Source organism: Fusibacter sp. QWL-12 (genome assembly GCF_058683495.1).
Window position 1 is genome coordinate 3,090,952 of record NZ_CM178745.1, and the last position, 12,331, is coordinate 3,103,282.

The following is a 12,331-nucleotide window of genomic DNA, read 5'->3' on the forward strand; positions in this document are numbered from 1 at the left end:
CTACTAGATGCCGAACAGAAATGACGTCCCTTTTGATCTTAAAAGAGCGGAGGTTAGGATTCGAAAAAAAGGATTATTATGATCCTATTTCGAGAAAAATATCCTTCCGCCAAGGCCCCTATAGGTTCCAACGACATCATTTTGTCTACTCAAGGCATGTGGAGTGCGTGGTGAAACTTGTGAAAATTTAATGTATTTATAGATTTTCCAAAGTTATTAAGTAGTCACCGAATCAAATCTAAGCTTATTTCATGCCGATATTAGAATATCTACTAAAATATTCTAATATCGGTATTTTTATGAACTTAGCATTTATAATACTATAATTCAAGCTACAACTAATAAGAATTTCAAGTAAAAATTCCAGTTGAGTTAAGCACAACTATTGCGTTATTGTATTTACTAGTGCTCATGGTATGATTTAATAAAATAAGCCATCAGGAGGGTGCTATGATATACTTATCAGAGAATATTAAGAAATATCGTATTTTGAAGAATTTTACACAGGAAGATTTGGCGGAACATTTAGGGATAACGACGCAGAGTGTTTCTAAATGGGAACGTGGAGAGTCTTATCCTGACATAACGCTTTTACCTGCACTGGCTAACATTTTTGAAACCAGTATAGATTTATTGGTGGGGATGGATGCCATTCGTGCTAAGAAAATGAGATTTGAAATTCATAAAAAAGCCGTTGATCATCAAAGAAAAGAAGAGTATGAGATGGCTGAAAAAGTATATCGAGATGCACTTTTGATTCATCCCAATAAGCCTGGGATGATATTAGGGCTTGCCAGTACACTTGCACTAAAGGGAGAAACACATGAGGCAATCCAATTAATGGAAAGAGGATTGCCAATTTCCATCAACGAAAAACAAAAGGCTACCATTCGTGCTACCCTGTGTTTTCTGTATTTGAAGGCGGGATATGAAGATAAAGCCTATAAGTTGTCTTCCGAGTTACCTCATACAAGAGAAAGTCGAGAGGTCATACAGCCACTGATTCAACAAGGGTTAGCTGAAAACGAAATCAATAGGAATATAAAGCATATTTTATACGGAGATTGATAACAGATATGCTTCAGGGCAATTTGTTTTATACCGATATCGGAATGATGTTTACTTTATTCCGATATCGGTATATTATATTTATGAGGTGATTTCTAATGAGTTATATTAGCATATCTGAAGCAAGTAAGAAGTGGAAAATTAGCGATAGAAGGATACGCGCACTGTGTTCGGAAGGACGAATTGAAGGTGCGGTGAAGATCGGTCGAAACTGGTCAATTCCCTATGAGTCTACAAAGCCGTCTGATGCCAGGTTAAGTCTAAAAAAATCATATAAAGGCATTTTATATGATTTTAGTAAAATTGATGAAATGAAAATGATGATTGATCAAAAAAGACCATTTTCAAAGCGATTATCAGATTCTTTACGTGAAAAACTGATTATTGAATGGACATATAATAGTAATGCTATTGAAGGCAATACATTGACTTTGTCTGAAACAAAGGTAGTTCTTGAAGGCATAACAATCGGTGGCAAAAGCATCGTGGAGCATTTAGAGGCAATCAACCACAGGGAGGCAATTTTATTTATAGAGGAACTGATCGAAAGCAAGGAATTATTGTCCGAATGGAACATTAAATGCATTCATGGACTGATACTCAAGGAAATTGATAATCAGAATGCAGGTAAATACAGAATGGAAAATGTTGTGATTGGTGGTGCTGTTCATATTCCGCCCAAATATCATGAAATTGACTTATTGATGCAAAACCTAATCTTGGAATATAAAGAAGAGTGGCATAGATTGCATCCGATAGTAAGAGCAACTTTGCTTCATGGTGAGTTTGTAAAAATTCATCCATTTGTTGACGGAAATGGAAGAACGTCAAGGCTCCTACTAAACTTTGAACTGATGAAAAATGGATATACACCAATAATAATAAAAAAAGAGAATCGTTCTCGATATTATGAAGTTCTGGACTATGCTCATACTACAATGGATTATCATCCGTTTATCGAGTTTGTTGCTGAATCAGAAATTGAATCAGAGCAACTTTGGTTATCTTTGTTGGAATAATAAGCATTTATAAGCCACTCTTTAAGCCAATGTCAAAAGACTTTGACACACAATTACAGTCTCATTTAACCGCGAGTAAAAGACCTTTGATAGACGTATAGGTCAAATTTAATTAAGGTGAAAGAGAAAAGGAGGTGAAAATATGGAACTTGGAAAACAGATTAAAAAATATCGTAATGAGTTATCCTTATCTCAAGAAACACTGGCAGATAAAGTCTATGTTTCAAGACAAACCATTTCCAATTGGGAAAATAATAAGAGCTATCCGGATGTTAACAGTCTTGTCCTTCTGAGCGAAGTATTTCAGATTTCCTTAGATCAATTAATCAAAGGAGATATTGCGTATATGAAAGAGCAAATTAAACTGGAAGACAGAAAAGAATTTGAAAAATTAGCTCAGGTATTTGGCATTTTGTTTGTTGCGGTTGTGGTAACGCCCATTCCACTGATTCATTTTTTTAAGTATGTGGGCGTAGGCATTTGGGTTGTTCTAGCAGGCTTGGCTTTATATGTTTCAATCCTAGTAGAAAAGAAGAAAAAACAATTCGATGTACAAACTTACAAAGAGATTATCGCATTTACTGAAGGTGCTAGACTAGATGAAATTTCAAAAGCTAGAGAAGAGGGGAAAAGACCTTATCAAAAGATTTTTCTGGCATTTTTAGCGGGTATGCTAACACTGATCATAGAGATCGTATTCATATGGTTACTTAAATAGGAATGAATCACCTTAAGCTGCTTTTCATACATTTATGAGAAGTAGCTTTTTATATAGCAGCAAAAAAATTGAAGTAAATTCTATGGACTCGATACCGCAAGATTATTATTTAACCACTTTATTGTTTGTCTTTATATTCTGTGGACTTGGCAGACAATGTTTATTATTGAGTTATAAACTTATGAGATAATATGATTATGTTAAGACTAATAATAATGATTATGTTGAGATTAATAATAACGATTATGATAAAATTAGTAAAAGAAATATAATAAAATATAAATCAACTTAAATAATCCGTATAAAAATATAAGAAAGTTAATAATTTGGATTATGCTTAAACCAATCATAAAGCAAAAATCAATCATATCGTGAGTTTAAAAAGGGGGATAAACATGAATCAACATCTAAAAGTGGCATTAATGCAATTGTTACCAGAAAAAAGTATAGAAGAGAATTTACAAAAAGGCATCGACTACTGCAGAAAAGCGAAGGAAATGGGAGCGGATATCGCTTTGTTTCCAGAGATGTGGAGCGTTGGTTACTATATTCCTGAAGATTTAGATAAGCTTAGAAGCATCTCTATAGACGATAGTAGCGACTTTATTTTGGCGTTTAAAAACCTTGCAAAAGAACTTAACATAGCTATAGGTTTAACTTATCTTGAATCTTATGAGCCATTACCGAGAAATACTTTGATGTTGATCGATCGTCAGGGTCGTGAAACGCTTAAATACGCCAAGGTACACACTTGTGATTTTGGAGAAGAGTGTCGATTGACACCAGGAGATGATTTCTACGTGACAGAGCTAGATACTTCGATCGGACCAGTAAAAATCGGTGCGATGATTTGCTATGATCGAGAAATGCCTGAAAGTGCTAGAATTCTCATGTTAAAAGGTGCAGAAATTATATTGGTACCCAATGCGTGTCCTATGGAGATCAATCGTATTTCACAGCTACGTGGGAGAGCGTATGAGAACATGGTGGGGATAGCAACTGTGAATTATCCGAAGGGTCAACCGGATTGTAATGGCCATTCAACTGCATTTGATGGTATTGCTTATAAACCCACTGAAAATGCTTCAAGAGATACACTGATCATCGAAGCAGATGAAAGTGAAGGTATATTTATGGCAGAGTTTCCACTTGAAGAAATCCGTGATTATAGAGAACGCGAGGTTCATGGAAATGCGTATCGACACCCACAAAAATACAAGCTATTAATCAGTGAAAGGATAGAAACCCCTTTTATTAGGAAGGATTATAGAAAGTAATAGAAGTAATAGAAGTAATAGAAGTAATAGAAGTAATAGAAATAATAGAAGCATTAGCCATTAGAACCATAATTTATTTATAAACAAATAAAACGTAAGAAATTCGTAAAGCATATATTTATTCTTTTGTAATATTCAACCTCTATGATAAACCTATCACGTTAGATCATATATATATTCTGACGAATAACTGAGTTATATGGAGGTTTGTGTTGATAGAATTTCAAAAGGCTTTAAAAGAAATAATTGATTTGAGTGTGCAGCCAAATGCCACTATGCAGAGAATTATCTTCGATTATTCCAATTATCATGCCATTATGGTGATGTTGAGTGGTATGCTGTTGATTTTATTTGGCGGATTAGGGTTTAGATTTTGGTTAAAGTTAAGAAAATCACCCAAACAGGCGAATATAAAATGGCATTTTGAAAAGAAAGCCAATTTATATTTTATGAGTATATGTATCTTTGTTGGATTGTTTATGCTGTTATTAGTAATCGCTAATACATCTAACACCATTAATCCGTTAAAGGGTTTGAAATTAGCTTATTTGAATACACAAGATATATCAATAGATACTGAGAATAGTCATGTATCCTATAGTGATTCGATGCAATTGACACTTCAGCAAGCCTTTAGTGGCTGGATACAAGCAGGTGATGGCGTTATTCCTACACCAATTCTGAATGAAATGGAAAAGCGTGTCGAATTTCATAGTAATAAAGCTTTTAAAAGTTTCATCTTGATGTGTGCATTTATTGGCATAGCTATAAACCGCTGGAAAGTGATGCTAAAAAACGCAAAGTCGATTCAGTCTGGTATAAGACCTGCTAAGTGGGGCGTTGTAGATAAGTTTAATTTTATTGTTGGAAATAGTTCAATTGGGCTAGCTCTTTTATCGATGATCATTGTAGTTGCTAATATTCAAGGTGCATTTGCACCACTAACGGCGTTTTTAGTTGGTTTTTTATAGTAAAAGCACTATTTTGTTAGACTTAAACTTGCTATTACGGTTTGTTTTGATTATTCTTTTGTTAAGATAGTAGTTTTTAATGGCATAATCATAGATAATACTAATTTGTTTATTTTTGAAAAAGCAGGTGAAAAATGAAAGCACTCGTCAACCGCAAGTATGGCTCACTTAAAAATTTAACCATTGAAGAACTCCCAACACCAAGAATCAAAAAAGATGAAGTCTTAGTTAAAGTTAAAGCGGTATCGATAAACGATGGGGACTTAGGCATGATAAAGGGTAGCCCGTTTGTCAATCGAATGCAAGCTGGTCTATTTAAACCTAAGCTACAAATCCTCGGCTCTGATGTGGCGGGTGTTGTAGTGGCGGTCGGTAGTGATGTGACGAAGTTCAGAATAGGGGATTGCGTTTATGGTGATCTGAGTAACAATCAATTCGGTGGTTTTGCTGAATTTATCGCTACATCTGAAAAGCATCTCTGTCATATGGCTGAAAGCATGCCCTTTGATATAGCAGCGGCTATTCCACAAGCGGGGATGCTTGCTTATCAAGCGCTTTATGATTTTGGTGAGATCAGAGATGGGATGCGGATTTTAATCAACGGCGCTGGTGGCGGCGTTGGGACCTATGCGGTTCAAATGCTTCGTGACCTCAACGTTCATTTAACAGGGATAGATGCAGAGGTGAAAAGAGAAATGCTACTTTCGTTGGGATACGATGCTTTTATGGATTATAAGAAAGTGGATTTTACCAAACAAGCCGACAAGTATGATCTAATCATCGATTGTAAAACCAATAAGCCACTCAGTAAGTATGCCGAGATTTTAAATGATAATGGCATGTACATCACGATTGGTGGCGATATGCTTAAAGTGATACGCATATTGTTAGGTTCTAAATCCTTAGAGAAAAAGTATGGTAGAAAGTACAATTGTGTTCAGCTTAGTACAAATCGCAATTTGCCTGAGATCAATCAGCTTTATGAAGAGAGAAAATTAACTTCAATAATAGATCCACGTCGCTTCACTCTACTCAGTGGGAGAGAGGCTATGACGTACTACGCCAGCGGAGAGCACTTGGGAAAGGTTTTGATTGTCATTGAGGAGTGATTGGGTATAATAGAGTAAGTGGATTATGAATATTGATATTTAAACTATTATATAATTCTATATTATAGACAAGGGAGAATAAGGATGATTAAAGCATATATGGCTGCATTTTCAACTTTATATGAAGGCGAGGACATTGAGGTTAGATACAGCTTGATTCAAGACGATCAAGTGATTAAAGAAGAGTCTGTTTATTTGGAATATATGAAACCAGCAGTTGTAGGCGTAAACGCATTACTGATACTTTTAAGAAAGCTAGAAGCCTATAAACAAGAGACCATCGTCATCACCATCAATGATGGGGCACTGAATGAAATCATTAGAGGCACAAACACCACCCAAAATGGTGAAGTGCTTAAATTAGCTGGCAAGATAAAAAAAGAGTTGTCAAAGTTTCAAAGAGTTTCTTTCGTGAATGTGACAAACAAGGATCGAGCAGAGCTTGCTGAGTGGAAGGAAGTATTGGGCATATAAGCGACCAGGCAAGAAGAAAGATTTTGAAGCGCTGCCTGAAGAATAGTGAATACGTAACAGATAAACCAAAAGAGCAGTTGATATTACTGCTCTTTTTTTATAAAATTTATAGTAATATAGTATATATTTTTTTTAATAATGAAGTTCGGGATTGCTTTGATTTTGTAATCTATTATTAACTATAATCTGAATTGAATATATTGACAGATGTAACTGAATATAATTTTTTAAAATTTGCATTTGTTTAAAAAAAATGCAAGATCAATAGAGTTTATTATATAGAAGTATCATTTTGAAATGATGTGGAAAGAAGATGATATACTACACGGAGTTAAATAGGTGAAGTTGGTTTAATGGGAGATTGCTCATTATTCATAGCCTTAATGAACTCAAAAGAAAAGTTAAGATATGATTTGAATTTTTTAGAAGTTAAATTTGAGAATTGATTCAACAGCATTTTCATAAACATAAATGATAAAATAATAAAGATTAGCGTATTATTGCTGATTTTAGCACTCTCTACTTTTGATGGAAATTATTACTAAATATCAAAATTGATAAAAGAACTCATTAATTCAAGATTTGACATTGATGTTTGAACGATCCTTTGGAATTTGTAGGTTAATGATAATAATTGATGAATTCGCTATAAGGGATAGTTGGAGTAATTTAAACAGAGTATAGAAGTATTATTGATTATAAAAAAATAAAGTCATTTGAATATTGTAATATATATTTATGATATTAATGAATATTATTATAATAGAAAAAGATACAATATGTTAATATAAAAAATAGAATCAAAATATTTTACTGAGTTGATTGTAATAGAAAAAACTTGATTTTGATCAAAAGACAAAAGGAGTATAGTATGAATTTTTCTGATGTAATGAATGTTCTAGGTGCTGTTATAACGATTACTTCAATAATTGTTGCTATCTTTCAACTGGTTAGCAAGAGGGAACTAAAATCAAATATGAAAACACAAATGCAAACGCACTATAATATCTACTTTCAAGTCGCTAGAAGTTGTACAAGAACTAGAGAGGTTTATGATAATCCTGATATTTCAAATGAGAGGAAAATTGAAATGATATATTCCGAAATGAGTATAATCAGAGGAGTTGTGGATGCTGCAAGAACTACCCTTATTTCATATTCACGAGAAAATTTCGAATTTATTCCATTTTATGAACATCCTGCATATCCAAACGAAGAGATGTCTGATGAAGTGAAAATGGGATATTCACCAGAAAAAGAAAACAGATAACAGATTATTATTTATTATAGAACATAATGAGAACAAGTGGGCAGGATTAAATAATGCTCCACAAGAATTTTAATCTAATCACCAAAGTTATTCAAATAGTAATAATCTTTTTAGGCTCATATGAAGTATTTAAGTACTTATAAAATCACATGAAATGACAATGATCTTTATGAAATATATTATTTGGAATCTCAGTCTGATTAAAATCATGGAATAGAAACATTTCAAAGGGCGATAAGGAACATCAAAAAGCTAATGATGGAATGAAGTTGCTGTTGCAAAATCCAAAAGATATCAAAATTTGTATGAAGGAAATGTGAAAGCGTTTGAAACACTACCAGAAAAAAATGTTAATCTCACTAAAAGGAGTTGTTGTAAATAGGAACCATATGTTTACAGTGACTCCTATTTAGTATCTTCAATTAAGTATATTATTTTTTGCAAGAAAGTTGGCGATTTTATGTACATAATAGCAAAAGGAAGACAATTGATCCATCCTAAAACAGGTGAACCCATCAGACTTGTTGGCTTTAACTTTACTCAAAATTATTGGATGCCCAACGAAGTGATTTTACAAACGGGAGTGGATGCTTCAGCATATAAGTATGCTTCAGAGCTAGGGGCAAATAGCGTTCGTCTGTTAATACGTCATAGCTTTTTCGAACCTTATGAAACACCATTTACTTATGATACTACAGCTCTAAATTGGTTGGATTTACAGATTAAGCATGCGAAACAGAATGGTCTACTGGTTACTTTGGCATTGGTTCTACCTCATGGTGGCGACTGGCTTGATAAGGAAGATGGTAAAGATTTTAGATTTTGGTACGATGAAGCATTACAGAAACGATTTATTGGGATTTGGCAGGTGTTTGCGGAAAGGTATAAAGATGAAGAAGCGCTACTTGGCTACGACCTTTTTAATGTACCTGTTACGGATGATCATAGTGGACAAAGCTACTATGATTTACTAGATAAAACAATAGAGCGCATAAGACAGATTGATGAGAATCATCTGATCGTAGTATCTAAATTGTATGGCTGTCATGGAAAAGGGGATGATTTGGATTCACCCAAGTACTATAAAATAGTTAACTGGGAGAATATCCTCTATGACTATCACTTCTATGATCCCATTGATTATACACATCAGTATGCAGGGTGGATTGGTAATAACTCAGATGGTGGTAGCTACCCGGATGAATCAATTCTTGAACCGGTAGAGGAAGGTGTTTCTCTACCTAGGAATATTGACTATCTTCGAAAAAGATTAAACCATATACTACAGTTTGGCAGAGAAAATGACGTTCCTGTCCATATCGGAGAAATCGGACTAACACATCCTTGCTATCATCACAAAGGCGCTCTAAACTGGATTCAGGATGTGAAGGCTATTTTAAGCGAAGATAACGTAGGGTATTATTATTGGGACTTCCAATCGGAAGCGATGGGCCTAATTATGCAAAAAGCTGAAGAAGAAATAGATTCATCCAAAATAAATCTTGGACTCGCAGAAAATTTATTTAGATAAGCATTGACTCTTCCTTTGGGTAATCCTTTATTCTAAGGTTAGAACATAATAATTTAGAAGAGAGGTAACGAAAATGAGTAACTTAGTAAAGATCAAAGATGTGTCCAACCAATACGATGTAACTGCTCGCACATTGCGTTACTACGAGGATATGGGACTGCTCACAAGTGTAAGAAGTACCGATTATGCGTATCGTATGTACGATGAAGGTGCGATTCGAAGACTGGAGCAAATACTGATTCTCAGAAAGCTGAACATTAGTATAAAAGACATTCAGCGCGTGTTCAGTGCATCGGGTTCAGATGTGGTTTTAGAGGTACTGGGCAAGAAAGTCACAAGCATAGACGATGAAGTGGCGCTATTGCATGAACTGAAAGAAATCGTGATGGATTTTATTCATGAAATTGAGCAAGTGAACTTTTCGGATAACTCAGATATCAAGTTGCTTTATTCCAAAGCAAAGGAAATTGAAACACAGTTGACCAGTATCGACTACATAGGAAAGCCTTCTAATGTGAATCGACTCCTTGAAATATCAGACCGATTGGACAAGAAGATTCCAGATATCATGGTGGTTAGAATTCCAGATTTTAAAGCAGTAACCGTTGGCGTTCAGTCGTGGGATGACATGTTTAAATATGGCGGTTATATGTATCAGCTATGGCAAAAGGTGCATCTGTATAAGCCTGTCATCTTTGATTGCTTTGATTTCTTGTTATCGGTTGAAGATAAGGCTGAGTGGATATGCGCTGTTAATGAAGGCGTTGATGCTGATGCGGCTGCACCATTTGACTTGATCGATTTTAAAGGTGGTTTGTATGCAATGGCTGTCAGTATCGATGAAGATAACGAGAGCCTTAGTAAAGTAGAAGGCAAAGTGCGTCAATGGATTGAAAATACAAATTTCAGCATAGATGAAGACAGGAATGTGATGTTTAACATGCCTTATCTCTATGAGGATGGAAGAGATCCAGCTTATAGGGAAATTGAGCTAGGATTAGGCTATAAGCAAATGCAGCGATATTTTCCAATTAAATTGAAAGAGGAATAAATAATAAGTAGTTCATTTAGGGCACTTCGTGAGAAGTGCCTTTTATGTGTGCAAAAACTATTATATAATTTAATAGGATAGACAAGAGATGATTGGTATTCATAAAGAAGACTGAAACACATTTCCAATTTTATATGCAATGATGCAAGTTCTGCTTATTAAAATCAATTATGAAATGAGGAGATCTAGATGGATCGATTGATAAAAAATTATAAAGACAAAGATTTCTTCATTAGAAAAAAAGCGGAATATAGCTTTCCCTTTGTAATTGTAATGATGCTTGCAATTTTAGTGATTGTTATAACTGAATTTTTCATATTGGAGGATACACTACGTGCTGTAATCATCGGTGGGATATCACTATTAGCATTTTGTGTTGTTTTCGCTTTCCTCTATGTTGGTAAGTATGAGACTGGATTGAACTTGATGATTGGACTGGGGTTCGTCAGGTTATTTCTTATATTTGGTTATACGACGCCTTTCCAGTTTTATGCCATGATGGCGCTAATTCTAGTTTCTGTTAATGTCCTATATATTAGAAAGTATCAGATTTACTTTACGGATATAGGCGCATTATCTATATTAATTGCTCAAAGTGTGAGAATCAGTCATTTGGTCGAATCTGGAGTTTTAGAGAAAAGATCATTTTATGAATCTGCCTTAGCTATTTTTCTATTTTTAGCGATGTTCTATATGTTGAGGTATATTAGAACCATTATTGATCGTGAAATCACTGAGAACAATGAGCTTCAAAATTTGGCACAAAGAGACTCTCTGACAAATTTATACAACAGGCGAAAAATTACTGAATACTTCAATGATTACTTGAGACATAAAATAAAATTCAAAATCATCCTATTTGATATTGATAATTTTAAACAAGTTAATGACAGTTTTGGACATAAAATAGGAGATGAAGTTCTAGTTGAAATCGCGAGAATTATCATGCTAAGGTATGACAACACTGGTTTTTCGCGATGGGGCGGTGAAGAGTTCCTCCTTATCACTGAGTTAGAAGCCGATATAGCAACAGAGATCCTAGAATTAATTAGCCATCACGTTTTTCCAAATGACATACGGATTACTGTCAGTATAGGTGAAACGATGGTTGGTGAAGCGGATAGCATCGTTACAGCTGTTACACGAGCAGATAAAGCGATGTACATTTCTAAGCAAAACGGTAAAAATCGTATTACTGTATTATAAGTTGGGTATAAGAGAGAAGCGGAGGTAAGCTTATGAATGTAAAAATCGAAGAAAAACCTGCATTTAAAATGTTTGGTGTTGAAAGAATCATAAGTATGGCAAATGGACAAAATTTCATAGATGTACCAAAGTTTTGGCAAGAAAGCTTTGCAAATGGGACGGTAGAAAAGCTAGAAAAGGCTTCTGGTATTGAAGTGTTCGACGATTACGAAGGTGTTTTACCGGTTCATGCGGTTATGAGCTACAAAGAAACAAACGATGAGTCTTTCCCTTATATGATAGGTGCTTTATTACTTGATAATAGCGATTCTTCAGATTATGAAGTCATTGAAATTCCTGCTACCAAGTGGGCGATTTTTTCAACTGAGCCATATCAAGTTGAGCAAACCACTGAACATGTCCAAGCACTTTGGAATACGATTTTTTCAGAGTGGTTTCCAAGTTCAGGATATGAAGTCGCTACAGGTGCAAGACTTGAAATGTATTATAAAGCCAAAGGGACAGATGAATATTGTGAAATCTGGATTCCAGTTCAATCCGTATAAACTAAATAATGAAACTAATGTAAGATAATAAAGTATGAAACTAAAAGTATAAAATCTCATGTAGAAAGATATGAAGCCAAATGCCTTCATAT

The 12,331-nt window shown here is 34.5% G+C and carries 12 protein-coding genes; all 12 read left to right on the plus strand.

Annotated features, from left to right (window positions below):
• Positions 1 to 450: 450 nt before the first annotated feature.
• The 12 genes from AC4PID_RS14815 to AC4PID_RS14870 all read left to right on the plus strand — a co-directional run bounded on the left by AC4PID_RS14815 (position 451) and on the right by AC4PID_RS14870 (position 12,239).
• Positions 451 to 1,068, plus strand: a complete 618-nt coding sequence (locus AC4PID_RS14815; protein WP_492132755.1) for a helix-turn-helix domain-containing protein — start codon at positions 451 to 453, stop codon at positions 1,066 to 1,068.
• A 98-nt stretch (positions 1,069 to 1,166) separates the two neighbouring features.
• Positions 1,167 to 2,087 (plus strand): Fic family protein, encoded by a 921-nt coding sequence (locus AC4PID_RS14820; protein WP_492132756.1) that lies wholly within the window; start codon positions 1,167 to 1,169, stop codon positions 2,085 to 2,087.
• A gap of 142 nt (positions 2,088 to 2,229) precedes the next feature.
• Positions 2,230 to 2,805, plus strand: coding sequence for a helix-turn-helix domain-containing protein (locus tag AC4PID_RS14825; RefSeq protein WP_492132757.1), 576 nt, complete (start codon positions 2,230 to 2,232; stop codon positions 2,803 to 2,805).
• Positions 2,806 to 3,200: 395 nt separating this feature from the next.
• On the plus strand, positions 3,201 to 4,082 hold the full coding sequence (locus tag AC4PID_RS14830) for a carbon-nitrogen hydrolase family protein (RefSeq protein WP_492132758.1): 882 nt from the start codon (positions 3,201 to 3,203) through the stop codon (positions 4,080 to 4,082).
• A 209-nt stretch (positions 4,083 to 4,291) separates the two neighbouring features.
• Positions 4,292 to 5,053 (plus strand): hypothetical protein, encoded by a 762-nt coding sequence (locus AC4PID_RS14835; RefSeq protein WP_492132759.1) that lies wholly within the window; start codon positions 4,292 to 4,294, stop codon positions 5,051 to 5,053.
• Positions 5,054 to 5,187: 134 nt separating this feature from the next.
• Entirely contained in the window at positions 5,188 to 6,162 is a 975-nt protein-coding gene (locus tag AC4PID_RS14840) for an NAD(P)-dependent alcohol dehydrogenase (RefSeq protein ID WP_492132760.1), read from the plus strand.
• Positions 6,163 to 6,246: 84 nt separating this feature from the next.
• Positions 6,247 to 6,636 (plus strand): hypothetical protein, encoded by a 390-nt coding sequence (locus AC4PID_RS14845; RefSeq protein ID WP_492132761.1) that lies wholly within the window; start codon positions 6,247 to 6,249, stop codon positions 6,634 to 6,636.
• An 871-nt stretch (positions 6,637 to 7,507) separates the two neighbouring features.
• Complete coding sequence (locus AC4PID_RS14850) at positions 7,508 to 7,906, plus strand: hypothetical protein (protein WP_492132762.1); 399 nt, start codon at positions 7,508 to 7,510, stop codon at positions 7,904 to 7,906.
• Positions 7,907 to 8,366: 460 nt separating this feature from the next.
• Entirely contained in the window at positions 8,367 to 9,437 is a 1,071-nt protein-coding gene (locus AC4PID_RS14855; protein ID WP_492132763.1) for a glycoside hydrolase family 5 protein, read from the plus strand.
• Between the two features lie 73 nt (positions 9,438 to 9,510).
• On the plus strand, positions 9,511 to 10,488 hold the full coding sequence (locus AC4PID_RS14860; RefSeq protein WP_492132764.1) for a MerR family transcriptional regulator: 978 nt from the start codon (positions 9,511 to 9,513) through the stop codon (positions 10,486 to 10,488).
• Positions 10,489 to 10,677: 189 nt separating this feature from the next.
• Positions 10,678 to 11,694, plus strand: coding sequence for a GGDEF domain-containing protein (locus AC4PID_RS14865; protein WP_492132765.1), 1,017 nt, complete (start codon positions 10,678 to 10,680; stop codon positions 11,692 to 11,694).
• A gap of 32 nt (positions 11,695 to 11,726) precedes the next feature.
• Positions 11,727 to 12,239, plus strand: a complete 513-nt coding sequence (locus tag AC4PID_RS14870; RefSeq protein ID WP_492132766.1) for a GyrI-like domain-containing protein — start codon at positions 11,727 to 11,729, stop codon at positions 12,237 to 12,239.
• The last annotated feature ends 92 nt before the right edge of the window (positions 12,240 to 12,331 follow it).